The following is a 21,867-nucleotide window of genomic DNA, read 5'->3' as shown; positions in this document are numbered from 1 at the left end:
CCCCCGACCTCAGGACACCGTGAACCCTCAGGACACCGCGAAAGCCCCCGCCTTCCCCTGGATCGGCCTGCTCACGCTCGCCGGCGCCGTCTTCGTCTCCGTGACGAGCGAGTTCCTCCCGACCGGGCTCATCCCCGACATGTCGCGCGACCTCGGCGTGAGCATCTCGCTCACCGGCCAGCTCGTCACGATCTTCGCCGCGACCGTCGTCGTCGCGACGACTCCGCTGACCCTCGTGACCCAGCGCTTCTCGCGCAAGAGCCTCCTCCTCGTGGCGCTGTGCACCATCGCGGTCGCCAACGTCCTCGCCGCGCTCGCCCCCACCTTCGGGCTGCTCATCGGCGCCCGCATCCTCGGCGGGCTCGCCCACGGCCTCTTCTGGGCGATCGTCGCCGCCTACTCCGCGCACCTCGTCGCTCCGGAGCAGCTCGGCCGCGCGACTGCGATCACGGCGGGCGGCGGATCCGCGGCCTTCGTCCTCGGCGTCCCCCTGGGCACGGCGCTCGGGCACGCGTTCGGCTGGCGGCCCACCTTCGCGATCCTCGGCGGCGTCGTGCTCGTGCTCGCGCTGATCGTGGTGAAGTTCCTGCCCGCGGTCGACCACCACATCCCGCTGCGGACCGGCGAGATCCGCCTGCCGGCGCGGAAGGACCGGACGCTCCCCCGCATCATCGGCGTCTGCGTCGTCATCCTGCTGGTGCTGATCGGCCAGAACACCCTCTCGACCTACATCACGCCCTGGCTCGAGAACGCCTCCTTCGCCCCCGACACGGTGCCGCTCGTGCTCTTCGCGTTCGGCGGCGCAGGGGCGGTCGGACTCGTCCTGGCCGGCTTCGCGACAGACCGGTTCCCCCGCTCGGGTTTCGTCGTCGCCGCGATCGCGGTCGTGCTGGCGCTCGCGGGCCTGGCCGTCGCCGCGGGCACCGGCGCCGCCACGGCCGTGGTCGTCGCCGCGGTGATCTGGAACATCGCGTTCGGCGGCATCCCGGCGATGCTGCAGACCCGGATGCTGCGCACTTCCTCCTTCCAGCTGCGGAGCCTCGCCGCGGCGCTCCAGACGACGGCGTTCAACATCGGCATCGGCGGCGGCGCGGTCGTCGGCGGACTGGCGATCGACGCGAGCGGGCTCGACGTGCTGCCGTGGGTCGCGATCGTCATCGTCGCTGTGGGGCTCGTCGTCAGCCTGATCGTCGACGCCCGGGCGACGGCGGCGGTGCGGGCGGAGGCGGTTCCTACTCGCTGATCGCGTCCACAACGGCCTCCAGCTTCGTGAACACGGCGGTGTTCCTGCGCTGTCAGCACGGCAGCCTTCTTCGGTCGTGAGCACGGCAGGCTTCCTCAGTCGTGGACACGGCGGCCTCCGGCTTCGTGAACACGGCGGCGTTCCGCCGAGGCGAACACCGGGATGTCGTCCGCACGACCGACGCGGCGCCGCGGGGAGCAGGGGATACGGTCGAGGGATGAGAGACGGAACCCGATGAGCCCGAGCACCCTCGAGCCGCCGCTGACCCTCCCCTACTACGGGGCTCCGCCGATGGCGGCGCTCCGCCGCTTCTTCGGCAACTACCTCCGCTTCCGCGGGAGGGCGAGCCGGGCCGAGTACTGGTGGATCATCCTCCTCGGCAGCGTCCTCACCGCGCTGCTGCAGCTGGCCGACGGCGGTCCGTGGCGCCTCGACTTCACGCTGACGCCGTACCCGAGCGGCGCGCCGTTCCAGACCTTCTGGGTGTCGCTCGCCGCGAGCGCGATCGCCCTGGCGACGTTCCTCCCGTCGCTCTCGCTGATCTGGCGACGACTGCACGACGTGAACCGCAGCGGGCTCTGGATCCTCGCGATCCTCGTGCCGATCGCCGGCTACGTGTTCCTGCTGATCCTGTTCGTGCTGCCGCCGCGGCCGGAGGGCGCGCGGTTCGACTGAGCGGCGGACGCGTCGGCGGTGGAGTGCCGGACCCGGCCGACGAGTCGGCAGCCGGCAGACCGGCCGGCGCCTCGACGGGCGCACCAGGCCGCCACCTGTAAGCGCTGGCGCATTGGATGGAAACCTCCGCGGGTCGCCTGATACCGTGCTGCGCAGGTCATGGTCTCCGCGCGCATGTCTGGGCGTGAGCGCTAGGAATCCGGCCGCACACCTCGGCCCATTCGACGAGAACTCGAGATACTGCACAGCAGTCCTCTTCGCCGGAGACGGTGGAGGAAACCTCCGGACCTCACGAGTCGACGGACGGCCTGGACGCCCTTTGTAAAGGCGCAGCGGGGCCGTGGGAGCCCCCCCGCCTCATCCGGGTCGGCTCGGGGCTCCAGGAGCCTCACCGCGAGCCGGTCGGTCGCAACGACCGCCCTCGAAGACGCGCCGAATCAAGTGACCGTTGGGCACTCGGCTTCACTGCTCTCCCTCAGGGAGCGGAAGGGTGACGTCGACGGCGCGCAACTCCGTCATGTTCGAGCGCTCGACCGCCCGGTAGACCGCCGAGCGCGTCGCCCCGAACTGCTCCGAGAGCTCGGCCACGATGTAGTTGCCCTAGCGGCACTCCGCCACCAGGTGCGCCTCGATCTTCGGGGAGCGCTTCGGCTGGCGGCCGCGCAGGCGCCCCTTCGCCTTCGCGATCCGCATCCCCTCGCGCGTGCGCGACCGGATCAGGTCGCCCTCGAACTCCTCGAGCATCGCCGGCACGTTGAACAGCAGCCGGCCCATCGGGTCGTTCGGGTCGTGCAGCGACCCGCCGATATCCAGTCGTACTCCCCTGTGCTCGAGCTCGTCCACGACGTCGCGTGCGTCGGTGATCGAGCGGGTGAGCCGGTCGAGCTTCGTCACGGACAGAGTCGAGCCGGCAGGGCCTCGTGCAGCGCGGGCCGCTCGCGGTTGCTGCCGGTGAGGCCGACGTCGACGTAGATCCGCTCCGCCGGCACACCGGCCGCGAGCAGCGCGTCGCGCTGCGCCTGCGCGTCCTGCTTATCCGTCGAGACGCGGGCGCCTCCGACAATCTCATGACGTCCGCCTACAACCACCAACCGGGCCTCACGCCGACCGCCCCTCGGTGGGCCTCGAGCTGATGGCGGTCAAGATCGCGCTGAACCTCGCATCATTCGCGGCCTTCATGCCGAAGAACGAACGGTCACCGTAGGGGGCGAGCACGACCGATCCGCCCTCCTCGAGGACGACCTCGATCGCCCGCCGGATGAAGAGCCGGTCGAGCAGCGGAGTCGGCCGGACGGACGCGACCCGCGGCCACGGGAAGGTGACCCGGCGCGCATTCGACTGCGACAGGATGCTCAGTCCGGTCTCGTCCAGGTGAACGACCGGGTAGGACCCCATGCTGACGTCCGGGTCCAAGCCCCTCACCAGCGACCGCAGGTGCTGGTGGTAGACGCACGCGAATGCCTCCCCCGAGGTCCCGGGATCAAGTTCGGCCACTCTCCGCGCGGATCGTCCGGCTGACGCCCTCGCCCAGAGGAAGAGCCCCACCGCCAGAACCACTAGAGCCCCATCGATGACAGCGACCACCGCCTGAGACCCCTCTCGGCCGAGGGCGAAGAAGTGCTGCGCCACGACGGCGCCGACCGCGAGTACGAGCGGAAGCCAACGGACCCTGAGAGCAGGAACCGCAGAGCCGACCGCGGCGCCGGTCGTCATCTCCCGGTTCCGCGCTAAGCGCCTGCGCATCCTCGCAACCTTCCCGTCGAGAGGAGGCTCACCCGCTTCCTTCAGGATCACACCGGTCCGCGAATCGACCATCGGCAGGTCAGGCAGCCCGAACCCCAAGGTCGTGTAACCGGCGTTCCTCTCGGCCCTGATCCTCCGCGAAGCAAGTAGGGAGCAGATCAAGCTCCAGAAGCACGCGATCAAGAAGATTCCCAGCGGCACCATAAGAGGCGCACGTGACTCCGGCGGAACGAAGGAACCCACAGTGAAGGTCACCGTGAACATGACCGCCATAAGGACGTACAGCCATCCAATATGAAGAAGGCGGGTGCGTGCTGACCACCCGGGCAGCACCTCCACCTTCCCCGCCCCCAGCGCCGGCTCCTTTTCGTCTCCCGATATCACGCTCCCTCCGTCGGCAGCGCTAGGGCGACGTCGACCGCGCCGGCGGCTCGCGCGTCCGCGCGCTGCACCGCCCGATAGACCGTCGACCGCGCGACCGTGAACTCTGCCGCGAGTTCGGCGACGGTGTAGTTCCCGGCGCGATGCTCTGCGACCAGATGCGCCTCGATCTTCGGCGACAGCTTCGGCTGCCGCCCGCGCAGCCGCCCCTTGGCCTTCGCGACCTTCATCCCCTCACGAGTGCGGGCACGAATCAGATCCCCCTCGAACTCCGCGACCATCGCGAGCACGTTGAACAGCAGCCGGCCGATCGGATCCTCCGAATCATGGACCGATCCCCCGATGCTGAGCTTCACCCCGCGGCGGGTCAGCTCATCAACGATGTCCCGAGCGTCTGTGATCAACCGCGCGGGCCGGTCGAGCTTCGTCACGAGCAGAGTCGATCCGGCGTCGCACGCCGCCAGCGCCTCCCGCAGCGCGGGACGCTCGCGGTTCCGGCCCGTCAGACCGGAGTCGACGTAGATCCGATCGGATGGAACGCCGGCCGCACGGAGTGCGTCGCGCTGCGCGGTCGCATCTTGCTTGTCGGTTGAGACGCGGGCGTATCCCACGAGAGCTGCCATGCGCTCAGTGTGTCGGTTGACGCCCCGTCGTCGGGCATTTCACCGGGCGGGTCTATTGCGACAAATCACGTCGCAGAAATCCGGTGGCGCACACGACCGTCTCAGGCGGCCGGATGACGACCCTGTTACGGGACAGGACCGGCGACCACTGTCTGGACGCTCGAACAGCCCGATCAGATGAGCCAGCGGCGGGTCAGCGCCGACGAAACGCCTTGAAGAGCGCGAAAGCGAGAACCCCGCCACCGATCACCAGCACCAGCCATTGGCGGTCCGGCGGCGGCGTAAGTGTGCACACCCCAGTCCCGTCGACGTAATCGGTGCAGGAACCCGTCTGGACGGTGATCAGCAGCAGGAACATCGCCGCGACGGCGAACAACGCGACGTTGACCCAACCCCATCGAACCGTGCGCTTCGTCCGCTCGCTCATGACGCGACACTAGACGGGTGTGCGGCAACAACCTAGAGGGGGCCATGGACCGGTGAACGATTCCCATACGAGACACCGCTTCGTACGCACCGTACGATCTGCTCATGTCTCTTCGCGCGGCACTCGCGCCGTTTTTCGCTGTGAGTGACACCGGTGACGGTGCACTCCTCTTGCGTCCCCATGCGCCCGGCGGGCGGGCGATGTTGCTCGTGCTCAGTGGTGAAGCTGAAGGTCGTCTCAACGCGAAGGAAGCGCCGGAAGTGGTCGCGGCGCGTATCGCTCTGGCGATCCAATCTGCTCGAGGGAGAGAGCGGTTCCTCATCTTTGAAGGCGACCTCTTGACGCCGTCTTTGAGTTCCACGGCTGTGATCCGTGACCATGCTCCGAGCGAGGCCTCGCCGGGCGACGGAACCTGGAATCTCTATTCGCGGTAGGCCGTCAGCGATTGAATGTGTGCTCTACCCAGAACGCTGACAGACGCCGATCCGGGCGCCCCGCTAACCATCGCTCACCGGAACGCTGGGCTCGAGTCGCGATGGCGCCTTTTGGGCCGGCGGCGATGTCATTCTTCCTGCGTTGTCGGGAGGATGATCGTCAGGGTGTCCCCAACGAAGCGCCGTCTGCGGATCTCGAACGTGCAGTTCGTGTTCGCGATCGCCTGCTGTCTCGTCATGCTCGTGCTTGCACTTCTGGACGGCAACTTTCAGTGGGCCCTGCTCGTCCTGGCGGGTGCAGCCATCGGCATCGTCTACAACTTCTGGGGCACCGAGTCGGCGCCCCGAGCCGTGACCGACTCGCGCTCTCGCGAGTACTCGATCAACGTTCCCGCTCGTCGCCTCGAACGGGACCGGCCGCATGCAGCCCTGGTCACGAAGGGACCCTACAGCGGTGAGTACGCGATCATCTCTCGTGACGACGACTGCTGGTCTGTCATCGTCGCGCCGCGAAAGCTGATCGCCCGACGTCCGAGCGCCGGCTTCTATGACCTCTCCGATACTGCCCTCGACGACCTGCTCCACGATCTAGGTGCAGCCGTCATCCGGTCGGGTTTCTACGCCGACCAAGTGCTCGATGGGTTCGGACTCTGACCCTCTGCAGCACGAGGACCCCGTAGTTCTCGTACCAGCGTTCTGTTCGACGGGAACACCGTCCCGCATGGGAATCCCCAAACGGGACTGGCTGACGCATCCTCAACGCCCTGCCGGTTTCACGTCGAGTTATCTCGCTTGAGTTTGATTTGGAACCAACTCGATCGAGCGGACACTTCTAGGCATGGGTGTGGAATGGGAGACGGATCGCGAGGTCTGGCGGCGCGCGACGGGGGCTGATCCGCGGGCATTCACGCTGATCTTCGACCGGTATCACTTGCGCATTCGGGCCTACTGCCGTCAACTGCTCGGGGAGTCCGTCGACGCGGAGGATGCCGCGGCCGTCGTGTTCCTTGAGGCGTGGCGTAAGCGCGCTGACGTCCGCTTCGTCAACGACTCGCTCGCCGCGTGGCTGCTCGTCGTCGCCCTGAACGTCACCCGGAACATCGGTCGCGGTCGACGCCGATACGAGCGGATGCTGCGCACTCTTCCACCTCCTGTCAGCGCGCCCGATCCAGCAGTGACGGTGGCAGCCGCAGCAGCATCCGCCGAACGCAGCCGCACCATCCGAGCTGCACTGACGATGCTGCGGCCGGCGGATCAGCAGATCCTCGCGCTCTGCGTCATTGAGCAGCTCACCCTCGAGGAAGCAGCCGCCGTGCTGCGCATTCCGGTCGGGACGGTGAAGTCCCGACTGTCTCGCGCCCGAGGTCGCCTACGCGATGAGTTCACCCGCAGGCGGACACTCCCCCACACCTTCCGACCCGCGGAGTACTGACATGACAGCACCAGAGCACGACCGCACCCTCGCCCTCCGAACGGTGATCGCGCAGGCCGCAGAGAATGACCCAGGCAGCGGGCGCCACCGACGTCACCGGATCGCGATCGCCGCGGTTCCCGCGGCAGTCATCCTCGCCGCGGTCTCGGGTGGACTCTTCTTCGCCCAAGCGCCGGTGTCCGATGCCATGACGGTCGCTTGCTTCGCGCGAGCAGAACGCAATGGGTCCGAGTTCCCCGGCACCACAGGAGCCCTCGCAACACCTGACGGAATACCCGGTAGCGCTGATCAGGTGCCGATCCCGGACGCGATCGCGTTCTGCTCCGACCTGTGGAGGCAGGGCGCACTTGACGTCGGCACGGCGAACGGCTCACCAGTCGACCTTCGACCAGGACCGATTCCTTCCGAACTGACCGTCTGCGTCATGCCCGACGGCATTGCAGCTGTCATTCCCGGTACCTCCGACGTCTGCGGGCAGCTCGGCCTCGCCAACCGCGTCAAGTGACTACCAGCGCACCCGATGAACCATCCCAAAACGGGATGCGCCCGGAACGGCCGAAGCCGCTCACCTCATGCCATAACCTCGTGCCATGCGCACCCTTGAGCGGCTACTGCTAGCGGCGCTCACCACTGCTGCCTGCGCTCTTGTGGCGATGATCACCCTCCTGGGGTTGGCATCTCTCGATTTCCCTCGAGACACGATCCCGCCCTACGACCCCACCCCATCGATCCATCCGACCGCTCGTCCGATATCTCAGAAGATCGATAGCTGACCGGTCAACGATCCCCATCGGACGCTCGGTCAGGGATCGCCTTCGGGACGTGATCCGCCCCGACCGGTGATGCGGTTCACTGTGGACATGAATCAACGTCGCCTCGTGGTCCTTGCTTGCGCAGCAGCGCTCGTGATCACAGCAGGAGGTGCAGCTGCCCTCCTGCTGACCGCGCAGAGCTCGCTACCACCCGCCGGCTCCGCGCGCTCCACGCTCACGGCTCTCGAGCCGGGCGTTCTGACCGGGGATGTCGAAGCGATCCGTGCTGCCGCTGGCGCGACGTCGGAGGAACAGGCTTCCGGGATCCTCGATTCCTGTGCTGACGTATCAGCGACGGATACGCAGTTCGACGTGTTCGATGAGCTCGTGCCGACCTCTGCCCACGCTTACCTCGCCGGCGCATCCCGCTCTGGAGCCGCCGCGCGCAGTGCGTGCGAAGTGTGGATCAGCTGGGATGGCGAAGCATGGGTCGCCAGCTCGAAGCACACCATCGCGTCTCCGACACCTCTCCCCACGAGCTGACCGGACCTGTCGCGCTGCGGGAGGCTCAGCAAGCATCGGCGCCCTAAGCGACCGGTGATCAATCCCCTTACGGGACGCCTCTTGACGCAGACGTCGCGCAGATGGGTCACTGACGTCGCGGCAACCGCGACTGTCCTCGACCGAGTGCTCGCGGTGACGCGTACAGCGACAAGTGGGGAGCTGCTCTTCGATGTCGACTCGCTGGCAGACGAGCTCTAAGCCGCGGGTTGGATTCGCGCCGTCAACGGCGGAAGATGGCGCTGTCGATCGTCATTCATCCCAGCAAGCTCATCCGGCTCTAGTCGAAAAGGGTCTTTCGGACGTCCTTCACGAGGTTCTCGACTGCAAGCTCAGGCAGCGCTCGGCCGAGAAGGTCGCCCCGCCTGATGACGATCATGGGTACGACGACCTCTCCAGTCGGCCCCTGAGCAACGAGCTCGATCACGCGGTAGATCCGGGCCCCGTCCTGCAGCAGACCAGGCCGAACCGCCATAACGCGCTCTCTCCGCAGGACAATCACGGCGCGAGGACGAGAGGCACCCATGAAGAAGCGGACCGTCGAGCTCTGATCGATGGCCATCGTCGCGGAAACCCCTGGGATGATCCGGCTCCGCATCCCGAGGTCGCGAGCCGCAACAGCGAGGGACGTCTTGGTCACGATGGGAACGAGCAATGATCCCGGACGCCTGCGGAGGATCTCGCTCTCGCGTTGCACAGTCCGTCGAGAGACGACCGATCCGCCCACTGCGATGATCGCCATCGCCCCGACGATCCCGCCGATCATCGCCAGCCACGTGCTGCCGGCTCGGGAACTGTGGGTCAGCGCATAGGCATTGACGATCAGCCCCACGACGACGACGAGGAGCGGCAGGAGGAGGACCCGCGGCCTGCCCTCAGGAGGTCGGCGCGTCAATCGATACTCCTTCAAGATCGGCAGCACTGGTCAGACGATGCGATGTCCGTCACGGCCGGAGGGGAAGAACGAGTGAATCGCGGATCGACTCTAAACCGACCCGGCAGGTGATCTAAGCCGCCCCGCTGCGCGATCCGCTGGCTGGCCCCGCGCCATCGTCGCAGCGCTTCATGCCAGGGCCACTGCGGCGTCCTGCGATCGGCGAGGATCCGTGGCGTGAGATCAGTATCGACGGCGAGCACTACGTACTTCTGCGGAGCGCCTTCTGGGCCGAAACGTCGGTAGTCAGTGGGGTCTACGGCTGCGCGGAGCGGGCCTGGGAAGCGGCACGGGCCATGGCGGACGCACCGCCCCGACCTGATCGGTGGGTTCTTGAGACGTGGAGCGGCGGTGAGCTGCGCAGCAGCGTCCAGCTCGACTGACGCTCGGGCAACGCGCCGGGGGCTCTACTGTGGCGGTGCGGTCGAGAAGTGGGGACTTCGCTGACGCCGCACGCGACAGACCGGCGGGGGCCGCCGGTGTCGCCCTGCTCTCGGCCGCGACGCACAGCGCGGCAGAGAGCAGCACCCGCCGGCTCACCGGCCCGCTGAACGACCCCTACCGGACGCCCCGCCTACCGTTGAACGATCCCCTATCAAAACGGCCTCGAGCACCCCGAGAGATGGGTAACGCGGGTAGCGACGGCTGCACTTTCGGGTCGTCGACACCCTCGGGAGCTCAGTAGGCGTTCCAGGTCGATGTCAACGCCAGAAGGACTGTCTTGTCCTCGCTGTCGGGATTCTGATCGAGCCAGGCGCGTAGACACCTCACGATCGCGTCGTAGTAAAACCCCTCGGGGTTGCCCCCTTCAGATGAGAGAACGATGGCATCGGCCGGCCAATCAGACTCCCTGGCGCCTCGTGAGCGCACCCGATAATCGCGCCCCTCCGCTCTGACGGTGGTCTCGAAGAAGTCCTCGCGCAGGTCCCATGCCGCTGAGTCGTGAGAGAAACCGGAAGCTGCCCAGAGGTGACGAACCCAGTCGTCCCATAGCCCGACATCATCAGGAACACCGTTGCGGCGAACGTCACGTTGCATGCTGAGCAGCAACGTCTCCGTGTCCAAGCCGGCGTAGCCGATCGTCTCCGCCGTGAAGCTTGCAAGAGCGCGGTCTGCGACCTCAGTGGAGTACAGCAAGCTCGTGCGCGAGTCCTCGGTCATGGCCACAGCCTGCACCGCGAGCCGCAGCCCGTCCACAACCGTGAACCGAGACGGCGACCCGTAGCCGCCGGGCCCTGCGCGCTGGCGTCGGCGCAGCCTTGACCGCTGAACGATCCGCTTACGGGATGGCGCACTCACAGGAGTAGATGATGCGAGGAGTGCCCGAATCCAGGTCACTTCGGGCCGGTACGGTGACCGCATGGACGACGACCACGAACGTCAGAACCTTGAGACGCTGACCGAGATCGTCAGCGCCTACATCACAGTCATCGAGAACCCCGAGAAGCTGTTGCGGGTGTGCGCGCACGTCTCGGGAGGTCGCGACGACGAGAGGGCAGCCGTCGCCGCAGAGTTCGAGGTCAGCGACGTGGTGGCCGATGCGATCCTTGACTTGCAAGTGAGGCGCTTCACGCCGAGGTCGGTCGAGCAGATGCGGAACGAGCTGGCCGACTACGACCGTCGACTGGCCGAAATCGACCGCCCGTAGGACGATCCCCACACGGGACGGCGGGGTCTCGAGTGAGATACTCTGCGGTAGCTTCGCGACCGGGGGTGGTCATGGTGGAAGTACTCAAGGGCTTAAGCCTGCTCGCGTCGGGTGTCGTGATCGCCTTAATCTGCTCGGTGTTGGGGTTTCAGGCCGGCGTTCGTGCGGACCTGAATCAGACCGGGGGCCAGCTCAGCCCGGTCCTGCTCGTGGGCTTTCTGGTCGGACTCGTCGTGTCAGCCGTTGGCGCGATCGTGCTCTACCGGTGCTACGAACGAGCCCGCGGCGTTCGATAGCTGTTAGCCGAAGGCTGCGAACTCCTTTCTTGGGCCCGGATGAGCGACCAAGTTCCACGTGACCGGTCCTCGATCCTCAATGGAACGGCCTCGGCGGGTTCTAGGGTTCGAGCATGAACACGATGCCTTCCCACGACCGGGAGGTCGATCCGTTTCGAGCCCAGCTCGACGCGCGATGGAGCACCTACCTGGACACTCGCGCATCAGCCGTCGATCACGGGGAATAGATGTCGGAGGCGATGAGCTCCTACCGAGACGAGATTGTGCACTTCGGTGCGCAGCTCCTCAACGACGTCGCGATCCGGGAGTGAAACGTGGAGCGCGCATGCGTGGCATTCGCCAGGTACGTTGCGGCCGCGGCTGCGTACGACCGGGATCCCGCCGCCTGGGAGTCTGCGGTCCGGCACCAGGATGACGTCCCCTCCGAAGGCGCCGGCGATCGGGCCGACCGCCTTCCAGAGGAACTTCCTTGATCGGTGACCGCTCAGCGATCCCCATACGGGCCGCCACCCCGCCGGACACCATTGGCCGCGGAGGCCTGCAGTTAGGCTCCGACAATGGCGATGCTTCCCTAAGGGAGCCTGGTCGCGGTTACGGCGTCCGCAGGCGGTACGCGGGTGTGGGATGGGGATCTTGCTCCTACAGCCTTGTGTAGCGAGTCCGTCGACCCGCACGACGATCGTCTTGCTGGGCGTCCCGCGCGGGGGCGGACGCGGATGATCGTGGCAGGGTTGCAGTTCGGGAGGGTCCGAGATGACGAAGTACGACCGATACGAAGTCGGGGCCCTTGTGGACCTGCTTCCGGGCTGGTCCGGTCAGAGTCGTTTTCTCCACGGGCTGTACGCGATGGCGAGCATGTTGATTTTCGGGGCCCTCCTGCTCGTTGCGATAGCAACCTTCACTTTCGAGAAAGACGGCTCGTTCTCGCAGCCCGGCATCGTCGCACTCAGCCTGCTCGTAGGGATGCTGATCAGCCTTGCGTGGTCGTTGATCGCAATCTGGATGCTTCCCTACAGAGCGGAGGACGAGGAACGCGCCGGCTACACCACTCTCCGCTTCCGCAGGACGCGATTGCCGCTCGTCGATCACAGGACGGGCGCGATCATGCGGCCAGCTGGTGCGGGCCGGCTCGATCATCGGGAAGCAAGAGCCGTCCGCCGAGCAATCCGCGCCGCGGTGGATCAACGGAGCGCTCAAGGCGCTGGTCTCGTCCATGACCGATGCGACAACGGCCTCGCGCAAACCCGGGGTCACCGCAGCTCGTCGCTGGCCGACGCGCTCGCGGACGTTCAGCAGGTCCGGGCATTCCGCGTCAGAGCCGCACTACTCGGTCTACCGGTTGTCCTGATCGGCATGGAACTCGTCCTGCTGACGCGGCGCAGCGGAGGTGAGCCACTGGTGGCCGCGCTGTGGGCGCTGGGGATCGCGATGCTTGTCGTCCTTCTGATGGTCTGGATGTTCTCGGGCCTCGCGCGGCGAGTGGAGCGCCGGATGGCCGTGCTGAGGCAGAACGAGCCGACTAGCGACATCTTCGCTGTCTCGTCTGCCGCCCCTGGACTCAAGCAGTGGATCGAGAAGAAGGACGCGATACTCGCGGTCGGCAACTACCTGGTCGTCGTGGCGGACGAAACCGGTCTGTGGTTCCTCTCCGCGCAGTCTGACCGGCGCGCAGGAGTGACGTGGCCTGACGTCGAGGAAGTATCGGTCGTCCGCGTATCAGAGCGGTTTTTCCACCGTCGAGCTCTTCGCGTGAGCACCGCGGACGGATCGATCGACCTCGCACCCTACGGCCGGCAAGGCGCTTTCGGGCTACGGCCCGCGAGCGACGAAACCGCCGCGTCCTTGCTCGTATCGCTGCGGGACCGAGCCCGAGCAACCGGCGTCGGTGTCGGCTGACAACGGCTCCTGCCGTACCGCTGAACGATCCCCTTACGGAACACATGATCGTGGAGTGCTGAACGTTCTGATTCATGGCGTGTTCACCGACGTGCCGGATCCTGATGTCCATGGATGCACGAGAACTGGCATGGGGCATTCTGGCGTGGCCTGCCGTTGCGGTCCTTGCGCTGCTGCGAACTGTGGGCAGCTGGGATGTATCGGGCGGGTCCGCAGCAGGGCTCATCGCGGGCACGGCAGCTGCGTTCGCTGTAGCGGGCGCTCTCCTGTGGCTTCCCTCGAGTCTCTGGCTCGACCGGCGGACACGCCGCTTCCCTCGTGTCGGGCAGGCGGCCGCGTTCCTGGGTCTGGGACTCGTGATCGGCGCCGCCGCCTCCACCGCGCTGGTACTCGCGTCGGGAAACGCGACCTGGCCCTCCTCCGCGGGCGTCATCACGGAATATGCAGTCACGGCAGGAATCGCTTCCCTCCTCGGCTGGCTCCTCGCCGCTACCCTTCGTGCGAAGAAGCTGCCGATCGTTCAGACGGCGACGGATCGCGTGAACCGCTGAATGATCCGGGTCGTCGATCGATCAGCGTGCCAGCAGCAGTCCGGCCAAGCCGATGACGACCGGCACCACGGCAAAGGCCAGGAAGAGGTAGGAGAGCACGAGTCCCACCGTCGACTCCCAGCGAGGACCGACGTGTCGTCGCGCCTGATGACCGACGAGGACGCCGGCCAGCGGGAGAAGGTACTGCAGCGTGGTCGCGACTCCGATGACGAGGGGATCGCCCACCCACAGGTGGGCCACCGCCAGGTATCCGACGGCGTAGGACACGACGGCGAGAACGCCCAGCACGAACGCAGCCCGCGTCCACCCTCGTCCGCTCCGCCGCGCGGTACCCGTCTCCTTCATCACACTCATACCTCCACTGTACGAATCGCTCCTCGCGCACGCCCGCCCCTCGGAGCATGTGCCGGTCCTTCGCCCGACGTCTCGTTCGGTGACACGACCACGCCTCGGCGAGCTGCTGTCCAGCGTCAGCCGGCGAGCCGGCGTCCACAACGAGGACGCGACTCGGATTCGGAACATGTCCGATGGCTGCCTCGATAGCCTCAGCGCATGAAGATCCGAGCCGGTTCGCCTGACGATCGCGGGCCCTGCATCGACCTCTGGCTGGAGGCACTCAGAGCACGAGACGGATGCAGTCAGGACGACGCGGTCGCCGAGAGGGCTCGAGCGAAGTTCCACCGGCCTCTCGTTCGGTTCGCCGTCATCGGCTCGGATCCCCTCGGGTTCGCTCTCACCGTCGACACGGGCGATGGTCCGGGCCGACACAGTGCGCTGCTCGAACTGCTCGCCGTCGCACCGAGCGAGACAGGGCACGGGCTCGGCCGGATGCTGCTCGACGACGCGATCCAGACCGCTGCTCAGCTCGGCTACCTCGTCCTGAAGCTGCACGTCCGCGCCGGAAACGATCGGGCAGAAAGCCTCTACAAGGCGTCCGGCTTCGAGCCTCACGGGGATCCCGCGCCGCATCCGCTCGGTGGTCATGCGATGATCGCGTACGCGCGGACGCTGGCTCACGTCAGCAATTGAGAACAACCGGTCACCGATCCCCGTGCGGGGTACCTCCCGCGACCGGATCGCACGCGCACACAAGGCTCGTCGAGCGGTCGGGACGTGGAATCCTCGTCCCATGATCGTGAGCGACGGACAGGCCTGCGCCCCAGGGGACCTCGACGTGCTCACCGACCGACTCCGGCTGTGCCGGCCCGCCGAAACCGACCTCGACGAGCTGTCCCGCCTCTACACCGATCCGCGGATCGCGGAAGAAGATTCACTCCTCCTCCATCTCTCCGCCGATCAGACCCGGGCCGTCATCGCGTACCGGAGAACCCAGTGGACACAAGACGGACTCAGCAGCTGGGTGATCCGCCGGCGCGAATCCCCCACCGTCAACCATGATCTGATCGGGATGGGCGGATGCACCCTCCTCTCCGATGCGGCCTGGAACGTGGCGTTCACCCTCCACCCCGACCACTGGGGAAAGGGCTACGCGCAGGAAGTCGCCCTCACCGGCATCGAACTCGCCCATTCACTCCGACCGGAGCTGCCCGTCACCGCGGTCGTCGCAGAACGCAACGCACGCTCCCGCCGCACCATCGAGCAACTCGGCCTCCAGCGGAGGTGGGAAGGTCCGGATGCGCACAGCACGGACCCGACCGCTCGGGTTGTCCTCTACGCTGACCGCCAGCTCTCCGCCGAACAGGTCCGCCGACTCACCAGCTGAACCCGGCCGCAGCGCGGCCTCATCAGCCGGCCAGGGATCCGTTACGGAACCGTCGATGGTAACGAGGCAATGAGTGAACATGTTTCTGCGTCAAAACAATGGATCTGTCGCAGTGGAGCATCCGCATACGTGTCAGTTCTCGAGGTACTCCGCACAGATCTTCAATGTCGTCTGCACAACTACCGGAGCCGTCATTCAGAGCGTACGCCGGCCTCGGCGAGCTGCGTCTAGGTGCTCTTGCGTCCGAGGACGCGGAGGCCGTCCGGTCGTACCTCACCGGTGGGTGAGACGTGGCGGTAGAGCGTCTGGCGGGAGATGCCGCGTTCTTTGCAGAGGGCGCCGATGTTCGTTTCCGGCTTGCCCATCGACGCCATGGCGAGTCGCACCTTGGCGGGCGTCATGGTGAACGGGCGCCCGCCGACCCGACCGCGTGCTCGAGCGGACGCGAGGCCGGCCATGGTTCGTTCGGAGATGAGCTCGCGCTCGAACTCGGCGAGGGCTGCGAAGATCCCGAAGACCAGCTTGCCGGCGGCGGTGGTTGTGTCAATCGCCGCGCCCTGACCCGTGAGCACTTTCAGCCCGATGCCGCGCGCGGTGAGGTCATGGACCGTGTTCACGAGGTGGTGAAGGTCGCGTCCTAGCCGGTCGAGCTTCCACACCACGAGCGTGTCCCCCTCGCGCAGTGCCTTCAGGCACGACAGCAGGCCCGGCCGATCATCCTTCCGGCCGGACGCGAGATCGGAGTACAGCTGAGCGTCGTCGACGCCGGCCGCGAGTAGCGCATCGCGCTGCGGAATCGGTGGTCTGCGTTCCGTCGGTCTTCGAGACGCGCATGTAGCCGACGAGCATCGCTGACCCCGGTCACTTATACGGCCGAATACGTGACATTGACTTGGCAGAATGGCGCGCCGGGTGGAGTTATCACGTAACTTGTCACTCATTCTAGGTGTCGTGAACGGCTGGAACTAGGTTCCGTGACGACGGGTAGTCGCGTATGCAGCCTGGGTGCACCGGCGAGAGCGTCGTACGGTGGGCGCATGCACGCGCGACCCGACCCTGGCCGTGAAAGGCGACTCCTCTGGCGGGGTTTGCTCGCTCTTGCAGCCGCTGTGATCCCGCTCTCCGGTTGTGCCGGTGACATGCCCGGGCCGTCGCCAACCTCGCCCATTGTCGCGGCAGCACGGCAGGACACGCGTCCGCTGTTCGAGGAGGCGATGGCGGTGGACGCCGTGCCGGGCGTGCGAGAGGTGGCACGGGCGACGGAGGACTGGTGCTTCGGAGAGGGAGGATCCGATCAGATCGGCGAGTCGGGGTCAGCGATCACGACGGTCTGCCGACTCGACGGAGGAATCGTCTACGCGGTGGACGGCACCGATCAGCTCGCAGCGGCCGAAGCCGTCGATCGATTCCTCGCGACCAACGGAATCCACGACACAGGAGTGAGAGTCGTTGATTCCCTGGTCGGCATCGACCTACTGCAGAGCGGTGACGTCTCCGGTGGTGGTGGTCGCGGGCTTCCCGGTGGAGGTGCCAACGGAATGGCTACCGTCCGGTGGACTCTCGTCGCCGCCTCCAGACTGCAGGTCGATGGCCTCCCGCTCCCTCAGGGATTCAACCGTCAGTCCTACGAAGGGTCGATCACCGAGTCGACTCCAGCGGATGTGCGCGCAACGGATGCCTCTTTCGCCCTGACCGTCGATTTCGGTTGGCGGTATTTCGCGGGTACCGGCGAGGGGTCCCATTCCTCACCCTGACGGCATCGCCGTGACCGTCTGGCACCACCCCGACGTCGGAAGCTAAGAACCCGGACTGCAAAAATACGACTCGTCCCAATCGGCGTGCATTCACCCTCCTCGCCGGCCCCACGCTAGCGCTGGCCGGCCGTCCCGTATGGGGATCCCCTTACGGGACCGCTCCTCAAGTCCGCTCGTCGCGCGACTAACGGGTGGGGGTCGTCAAGCGGATACCGATGAGTACGAGCCCCGCCGCCACCGCCGCTGCACCGAAGGCGACGGCGGCGGTGGCGCCCACTGAGCCTGAGGTGAACGCGCCGATGAAAGTCATTGCCGCCCCCACGATCAGAAGGACGGCCGTGTACGCGTTGCCGAGCGTGCGATTGGTCATTCCCGGAATGTAGCGCCAAGTGTTGGCGCACGAGTGCAGTGGACTCACTCGGTGACTCATAGTGCGAGCGTTGGAGTATGGTTCGGATCATGGTCGGCGAGATGCGAGAGACGACGTTCTGGATCTTGACCACGTTGGCGACAGGTCGGCGCCACGGTTACGCGCTCCTCCAGGAGATCGAGGAGCAGTCCGAGGATCGCGTGCGCCTTCGAGTGACGACGCTCTACGCCGCACTCGAACGGCTCGACTCAGAGGGGCTCATCTCCTCCGATGGAGATGAGCGGATCAACGGTCGAGTCCGTCGCTACTTCCGACTGACCGACGCCGGCCGTACTGCGCTCGGTGTCGAGGTCGACCGCATGGAAGCCAGCGCGCGCCGAGCACGGGCGAACCTCGGCCTCGTTCCCGCCGCAGCGATCCGACCTGGCCACGCCCCTGATTGGAGAACGGCATGACGACGAACGATGACGCCTACCGAGCCGACCGCTTCCGACGCGCGTTGCGCTGGTACCCGCCCGTATGGAGGGCGGAGCACGGTGAGGTGCTGCTCGGCATCCTGTTGGACGAAGCCGACGACGCAGGCCGGTCCCGCCCCACGCTCGGACAGCGAGTCACTTTGATGGTCGGTGGGGTGCGTCACCACTTCCGTTCGCACGCTGGCCGATCGCCGGCCGCGATCATTCCGCTCGCTCTCGCCACGGCGTTCTTCATCTTCTATTTCACGATCAACTGGTCACCGGGGATCAACTATCCCGGTGCGATCGGACCGTTCACCAATCCCTCCGTCTTTGCGGGAGCCGCTTTCGTTGTCGCGCTCGGGCTCGCGGTGGCCGGACGAACAGGTGCCGCCCGCGGCATGGCACTGGCGGCTTCTGCCGCGGAACTGATCATCGCTTTCGTTTCGGCGTCCGCTGGGTGGCTTGGTCCCGGCCTCTCGACAGCGGCGCCTATCGCAGCGCTCGGCCTGCTCACAGCGCTCCCCTGGCGCGGGCGAGTCACCGCCGCGGTTTCGACGCTCGTACTCATCGGTCTGCCTGTCCTGCTGATCGGGATTGAGGTGCTCGGAGCAGTGCTCTTCCCGATGTATCCAGCGCTGCCGGCTGGACTGCAGCTCCCCATCGTGTGCGGCGTGCTGCTGGCGATCGGACTCGCCGCGAGCCGAGCAGCGCGACTCGAAAGGAAACTGCCTGGCGCCCTCGGCGCCTGACGTGCCGAACTCGGGCTTCATCATTCGCGAGCGGTTCCGTAGCCGAGGTCCCGGAGTGGGACAGAACATCAACTGGTCGATCATCTGTAACAGCAGCTCGGCTGGGGACATGTCCCAGGTATGAGCCCACCACAGTCCGCTCGCGAGGCGAGCTTCTCCGAGCTGTACGAACGCGAGTACGTCAGCGTCGTCAGATTCCTGAGGCGTCGCACTGACCCCGAGCGTGCCGCCGACCTCGCGCACGAGGCGTTCCTGATCGCCTGGCGCCGCCACGACACCGCGCCGTCGGAGGACGAGCCCGCGCGGGCGTGGCTGTTCACCATCGCCCGGAATTGCCTCCTCAACGACCTTCGCGGCCAGCAGCGCTCCGCCGCGCTCGCGATCCGGGTCGCCGCTCACACCGACGCGGCCGCGCGGTCACCGGAGGACGCGATCGCGACCCGGCTCGACCTCTACCAGGCGTGGCAGCAACTCAAACCGCAGCACCAGGAAGCGATCGCGCTGACGGCCTGGGAAGGACTCGACTCCCCGTCCGCGGCCGGAGTGCTCGGCATCACCGCCGTCGCCTTCCGGCTCCGACTTCACCGAGCACGCACCGCGCTGCGGGCACTGCTCGATCCCCCTTCGCATCAGCACCACGCGCCCGCCTTGGAGGCATCATGACCACGCCCGAACTCCTCGCCACGAAAGACCTCGACCCGGCCGCCCAGTACGAGCTCGACGGCCCGGCTCGCGAGGCCGCCGAAGCGCGGCTCCAGATGATCCTCCACAGCGACCCGGTCGCCGCTCGAGAGCCCGCCGCTCGGCGTCCTCGGGGATGGCAGTTCATCCTTCCCGCAGGACTCGCGGCCGCAGCGCTGGGGGTCGCTCTCGCCGTCCTGCCGTCCGGTGTCGACTCCCGCGCGTACGCCTCATGGACGTCGACCGCGGAGGTTGCCAGCGCCTCCGACCTGACCGTCGCCGGCGCGGCGTGTGCAGCTGGTGACACGGAGCAGCTCGGGCAGCCGGCGATAGGGGAACGGCGCGGCGACTGGGTCCTGCTCTCCTACACGACCCCCAGCCAGCGGGCGTGCCTCATCGAGATCCCGGCCGGGACGAGCACTGCCGGGAGGGCGCTCATCAGTTCCACCGGAAGCGAGGGCGGGTTCACTCCGCTCGCTGACGAATACACGCAGGGAGGCATCAGCCAGTTCACCGGCGAGAACCTTCCGCCCGCCGTCTTCACCAGCGGCGACGTCGGCTCGGACGTGACCGGACTCACCATCCGCACCAACGACGGCACGAGCGTCCTCGCCACGATCACAGACGGCCACTGGGCAGCCTGGTGGCCCGGAACCGGCCTCACCGAGGGAGGCGAGACGGGCCGCAGCGGACCCGAGCCGACCTTCACCGTCACACTCACCCTCCGCAACGGAAGCACCATCACCGACGCCAGAGAATCCTTCAACCAACCCACCCGGTAGACGATCATCCCTAGCGTTACAGGAGAAGGCGCCAACGCTGCCCACCAAGAAAGGAGTGGGGACATTGCTTACCCTGAGCCGATGGGGGCATTCTCGAGGGCGCGAAGCACGGTCGTAGTCGCAGCATGCCTGATCGTCATCACGGGATGCACGCCACAGCCCACGCCGCCGGCTCGGGTGACGCCCACGGATGGCAGCTCCGACGCTGCGCTCACCGGCGACCTTGGCGTGGCAACGTTCACGGGGGGCGATGGGACGGCCAGCGTCATTCGCTTGAGTGCGGCAGACGGTCGGCTGGCCCTCGCGTCAGAGGCGCTCGCGATCCCCGCCGCAACAGAATCCTCTTCCGGTTTCGTCGCGGTCATGGGGGCGCTGGATCCGATCAATGAGGGTGCCACCTGTTTCAACGTTGATTTCCCGATGCGCCTCGCGGACGCGGAGTCGGGAAAGCCCTACAAGGCGTGGCGGAACCTCGCCGAGTTCCGCGGCGACCCGACAGCGATCGATCAGCTCGTCCTCACGACCCGACCGCAGAACGACCCGGACTGCTCGACGGAAATCATCGCCATCGCTGACATCCAGTGGAGTGTGGAGCCCCAACGCAGCACCCTCGTCGCCCGGGACACCGGCCCGCGCGCAGCAGCACGTGGCGAGACCAAAACGACGAACGGAGTACCAACGTCATACAGCGTCGCTCGCAACGACCTCGCAGAGGACGTCGCGGCACGATTCGGCATGACGGACGATGACCTGTTTTACCTCAACCCGTTCCGCTTCCCCTCGAACGAGATATTGCGCGTAGGGGAAGAGCTGAACCTCACCGTCACTGCACGATGAGCCACGTCCTTCCCGCTACCAACGAGGACCCCTGATCGTGACCAACACTCCCGCTTCAGCAACTCCGACGACCTCGACTACAGCACCCGAAACTTCACTGGACAGCCTCATCACCTGGTCGGGCGTGGGACTCGCCACCGCGATAGCAGCCCTGATTCTCATGCTCAGCAGCTTCATGATCGCAACGGGCGTGACCGATTCGGACCCGTCTGAGGGAGTTTTCGGAATCGCGTTCGGTGCGATCGGCGTCGGGACGTGGATCGCCCTCGCCGCTGTCGCCGCTCACATAGTGGCCCGGAGACATCCGCGTCGCCGCGTCCCGCTCGCCTTGATTCCTGCCGCAGCGAGCCTCGCCTGGTGTGGACTGGCCATCTCCCTGTTCTCCTTCTTGATCATGGACGTCCTCGGCCCTCTGTCGATGACCTGGTTGTCCTCCATCGACTACCTCCTACTCGCGCTCCACGCCGTCCTTCTGACCGCAGGCACCATCCCGACAGGGCTCGGGTTCCTCGTGACCGGCATCGTTCTCCGAAGGATCCGTTCCCGCCGCAAGCGGGCTGCGCTCGAGCTCGGGCCATCCCGGTGAACGACCCTGTTACGGGACAGGACCGGCGACCACTGTCTGGACGCTCGAACAGCCCGATCAGATGAGCCAGCGGCGGGTCAGCGCCGACGAAACGCCTTGAAGAGCGCGAAAGCGAGAACCCCGCCACCGATCACCAGCACCAGCCATTGGCGGTCCGGCGGCGGCGTAAGTGTGCACACCCCAGTCCCGTCGACGTAATCGGTGCAGGAACCCGTCTGGACGGTGATCAGCAGCAGGAACCCGTCTGGACGGTGATCAGCAGCAGGAACATCGCCGCGACGGCGAACAACGCGACGTTGACCCAACCCCATCGAACCGTGCGCTTCGTCCG

General features: G+C 66.6%; 29 protein-coding genes and 2 pseudogenes. 20 read left to right on the top strand and 11 right to left on the bottom strand.

What is annotated here, in order from left to right; translation table 11 throughout:
- Positions 1 to 1,243 (top strand): MFS transporter (locus C5D66_RS16020; RefSeq protein WP_219812278.1); only part of this gene is annotated, 1,243 nt, incomplete at its 5' end.
- A gap of 234 nt (positions 1,244 to 1,477) precedes the next feature.
- Entirely contained in the window at positions 1,478 to 1,918 is a 441-nt protein-coding gene (locus C5D66_RS16015; RefSeq protein WP_181028856.1) for a DUF805 domain-containing protein, read from the top strand.
- 462 nt (positions 1,919 to 2,380) lie between these two features.
- On the opposite strand, the gene C5D66_RS17570 is transcribed toward C5D66_RS16015, so the two are convergent.
- The 5 genes and pseudogenes from C5D66_RS17570 to C5D66_RS15995 form a co-directional block, all read right to left on the bottom strand.
- Positions 2,381 to 2,506 carry a hypothetical protein gene (locus tag C5D66_RS17570; protein ID WP_258061582.1) on the bottom strand — a complete coding sequence of 42 codons (126 nt, stop codon included), beginning with the start codon at positions 2,504 to 2,506 and terminating at the stop codon, positions 2,381 to 2,383.
- Positions 2,507 to 2,518: 12 nt separating this feature from the next.
- Positions 2,519 to 3,006, bottom strand: a pseudogene (locus C5D66_RS16010) (recombinase family protein).
- Positions 3,007 to 3,016: 10 nt separating this feature from the next.
- Complete coding sequence (locus tag C5D66_RS16005; RefSeq protein WP_104256533.1) at positions 3,017 to 4,045, bottom strand: hypothetical protein; 1,029 nt, start codon at positions 4,043 to 4,045, stop codon at positions 3,017 to 3,019.
- Positions 4,042 to 4,665, bottom strand: a complete 624-nt coding sequence (locus tag C5D66_RS16000) for a recombinase family protein (protein WP_104256532.1) — start codon at positions 4,663 to 4,665, stop codon at positions 4,042 to 4,044. Before C5D66_RS16000 ends, C5D66_RS16005 begins: the two co-directional genes overlap by 4 nt.
- Positions 4,666 to 4,858: 193 nt before the next feature.
- Complete coding sequence (locus C5D66_RS15995) at positions 4,859 to 5,092, bottom strand: hypothetical protein (RefSeq protein ID WP_104256516.1); 234 nt, start codon at positions 5,090 to 5,092, stop codon at positions 4,859 to 4,861.
- A gap of 104 nt (positions 5,093 to 5,196) precedes the next feature.
- Between C5D66_RS15995 and C5D66_RS16955 the strand changes: the two genes are divergently transcribed.
- From C5D66_RS16955 to C5D66_RS16945, 5 genes are all read left to right on the top strand, one after another.
- Positions 5,197 to 5,526, top strand: coding sequence for a hypothetical protein (locus tag C5D66_RS16955; protein WP_146079367.1), 330 nt, complete (start codon positions 5,197 to 5,199; stop codon positions 5,524 to 5,526).
- Between the two features lie 201 nt (positions 5,527 to 5,727).
- Complete coding sequence (locus C5D66_RS15990; protein ID WP_104256531.1) at positions 5,728 to 6,180, top strand: hypothetical protein; 453 nt, start codon at positions 5,728 to 5,730, stop codon at positions 6,178 to 6,180.
- 184 nt (positions 6,181 to 6,364) lie between these two features.
- Positions 6,365 to 6,958 (top strand): RNA polymerase sigma factor, encoded by a 594-nt coding sequence (locus tag C5D66_RS15985; protein WP_104256530.1) that lies wholly within the window; start codon positions 6,365 to 6,367, stop codon positions 6,956 to 6,958.
- A gap of 1 nt (position 6,959) precedes the next feature.
- The gene (locus C5D66_RS16950) at positions 6,960 to 7,463 is read left to right on the top strand and encodes a hypothetical protein (RefSeq protein WP_146079366.1); all 504 of its coding nucleotides are present in this window, start codon (positions 6,960 to 6,962) and stop codon (positions 7,461 to 7,463) included.
- A gap of 355 nt (positions 7,464 to 7,818) precedes the next feature.
- Positions 7,819 to 8,253: a hypothetical protein gene (locus C5D66_RS16945; RefSeq protein ID WP_146079365.1), complete on the top strand. Its 435-nt coding sequence runs from the start codon at positions 7,819 to 7,821 to the stop codon at positions 8,251 to 8,253.
- 298 nt (positions 8,254 to 8,551) lie between these two features.
- Here the strand turns inward: C5D66_RS16945 and C5D66_RS15980 are convergent, their stop codons facing one another.
- Both C5D66_RS15980 and C5D66_RS15975 read right to left on the bottom strand, forming a co-directional pair.
- On the bottom strand, positions 8,552 to 9,193 hold the full coding sequence (locus tag C5D66_RS15980) for a hypothetical protein (RefSeq protein WP_104256529.1): 642 nt from the start codon (positions 9,191 to 9,193) through the stop codon (positions 8,552 to 8,554).
- A 690-nt stretch (positions 9,194 to 9,883) separates the two neighbouring features.
- Positions 9,884 to 10,366 (bottom strand): hypothetical protein, encoded by a 483-nt coding sequence (locus tag C5D66_RS15975; protein WP_146079364.1) that lies wholly within the window; start codon positions 10,364 to 10,366, stop codon positions 9,884 to 9,886.
- 199 nt (positions 10,367 to 10,565) lie between these two features.
- Here C5D66_RS15975 and C5D66_RS15970 point away from each other — a divergent pair, with 199 nt between their 5' ends.
- The 4 genes from C5D66_RS15970 (at position 10,566) to C5D66_RS15955 (ending at position 13,596) form a co-directional block, all read left to right on the top strand.
- A complete protein-coding gene (locus C5D66_RS15970; protein ID WP_104256527.1) occupies positions 10,566 to 10,853 on the top strand; it encodes a hypothetical protein in 288 nt (95 codons plus the stop codon).
- Positions 10,854 to 10,924: 71 nt separating this feature from the next.
- Entirely contained in the window at positions 10,925 to 11,149 is a 225-nt protein-coding gene (locus tag C5D66_RS15965; protein WP_146079363.1) for a hypothetical protein, read from the top strand.
- 753 nt (positions 11,150 to 11,902) lie between these two features.
- Positions 11,903 to 13,045, top strand: coding sequence for a hypothetical protein (locus C5D66_RS15960; protein WP_104256525.1), 1,143 nt, complete (start codon positions 11,903 to 11,905; stop codon positions 13,043 to 13,045).
- A 110-nt stretch (positions 13,046 to 13,155) separates the two neighbouring features.
- A complete protein-coding gene (locus C5D66_RS15955) occupies positions 13,156 to 13,596 on the top strand; it encodes a hypothetical protein (RefSeq protein WP_146079362.1) in 441 nt (146 codons plus the stop codon).
- A gap of 21 nt (positions 13,597 to 13,617) precedes the next feature.
- Here the strand turns inward: C5D66_RS15955 and C5D66_RS15950 are convergent, their stop codons facing one another.
- Entirely contained in the window at positions 13,618 to 13,950 is a 333-nt protein-coding gene (locus C5D66_RS15950) for a hypothetical protein (protein WP_104226378.1), read from the bottom strand.
- A 198-nt stretch (positions 13,951 to 14,148) separates the two neighbouring features.
- Here C5D66_RS15950 and C5D66_RS15945 point away from each other — a divergent pair, with 198 nt between their 5' ends.
- Together C5D66_RS15945 and C5D66_RS15940 are read left to right on the top strand one after the other, a co-directional pair.
- Complete coding sequence (locus C5D66_RS15945) at positions 14,149 to 14,625, top strand: GNAT family N-acetyltransferase (protein WP_104256523.1); 477 nt, start codon at positions 14,149 to 14,151, stop codon at positions 14,623 to 14,625.
- Positions 14,626 to 14,725: 100 nt separating this feature from the next.
- On the top strand, positions 14,726 to 15,319 hold the full coding sequence (locus C5D66_RS15940; protein WP_104256522.1) for a GNAT family N-acetyltransferase: 594 nt from the start codon (positions 14,726 to 14,728) through the stop codon (positions 15,317 to 15,319).
- Between the two features lie 227 nt (positions 15,320 to 15,546).
- Here the strand turns inward: C5D66_RS15940 and C5D66_RS15935 are convergent.
- Positions 15,547 to 16,168: pseudogene (locus C5D66_RS15935) on the bottom strand (recombinase family protein).
- A 188-nt stretch (positions 16,169 to 16,356) separates the two neighbouring features.
- Between C5D66_RS15935 and C5D66_RS15930 the strand changes: the two are divergent.
- Complete coding sequence (locus tag C5D66_RS15930; RefSeq protein WP_146079361.1) at positions 16,357 to 17,073, top strand: hypothetical protein; 717 nt, start codon at positions 16,357 to 16,359, stop codon at positions 17,071 to 17,073.
- Between the two features lie 184 nt (positions 17,074 to 17,257).
- Here C5D66_RS15930 and C5D66_RS15925 read toward each other — a convergent pair whose 3' ends face one another.
- Complete coding sequence (locus C5D66_RS15925; protein ID WP_104234402.1) at positions 17,258 to 17,443, bottom strand: hypothetical protein; 186 nt, start codon at positions 17,441 to 17,443, stop codon at positions 17,258 to 17,260.
- 89 nt (positions 17,444 to 17,532) lie between these two features.
- On the opposite strand from C5D66_RS15925, the gene C5D66_RS15920 reads away from it, so the two are divergent.
- From C5D66_RS15920 to C5D66_RS15895, 6 genes are all read left to right on the top strand, one after another.
- On the top strand, positions 17,533 to 17,898 hold the full coding sequence (locus C5D66_RS15920) for a PadR family transcriptional regulator (RefSeq protein ID WP_219814274.1): 366 nt from the start codon (positions 17,533 to 17,535) through the stop codon (positions 17,896 to 17,898).
- Entirely contained in the window at positions 17,895 to 18,650 is a 756-nt protein-coding gene (locus C5D66_RS15915) for a hypothetical protein (RefSeq protein WP_104234401.1), read from the top strand. The genes C5D66_RS15920 and C5D66_RS15915 overlap by 4 nt, the downstream gene beginning before the upstream one ends.
- Positions 18,651 to 18,770: 120 nt before the next feature.
- Entirely contained in the window at positions 18,771 to 19,313 is a 543-nt protein-coding gene (locus C5D66_RS15910; RefSeq protein WP_104256519.1) for an RNA polymerase sigma factor, read from the top strand.
- A complete protein-coding gene (locus C5D66_RS15905; protein ID WP_104234399.1) occupies positions 19,310 to 20,113 on the top strand; it encodes a hypothetical protein in 804 nt (267 codons plus the stop codon). The genes C5D66_RS15910 and C5D66_RS15905 overlap by 4 nt, the downstream gene beginning before the upstream one ends.
- Positions 20,114 to 20,194: 81 nt before the next feature.
- The gene (locus C5D66_RS15900; protein ID WP_146084800.1) at positions 20,195 to 20,950 is read left to right on the top strand and encodes a hypothetical protein; all 756 of its coding nucleotides are present in this window, start codon (positions 20,195 to 20,197) and stop codon (positions 20,948 to 20,950) included.
- Positions 20,951 to 21,074: 124 nt separating this feature from the next.
- Positions 21,075 to 21,536 (top strand): hypothetical protein, encoded by a 462-nt coding sequence (locus tag C5D66_RS15895; protein WP_104256517.1) that lies wholly within the window; start codon positions 21,075 to 21,077, stop codon positions 21,534 to 21,536.
- 77 nt (positions 21,537 to 21,613) lie between these two features.
- Here C5D66_RS15895 and C5D66_RS17320 read toward each other — a convergent pair.
- Positions 21,614 to 21,867 (bottom strand): hypothetical protein (locus tag C5D66_RS17320; protein WP_181067951.1); only part of this gene is annotated, 254 nt, incomplete at its 5' end.

This window comes from Rathayibacter sp. AY1B4 (assembly GCF_002932815.1).
Classification (GTDB): domain Bacteria; phylum Actinomycetota; class Actinomycetes; order Actinomycetales; family Microbacteriaceae; genus Rathayibacter.
This window is presented reverse-complemented; position numbering and strand designations above follow the sequence as displayed.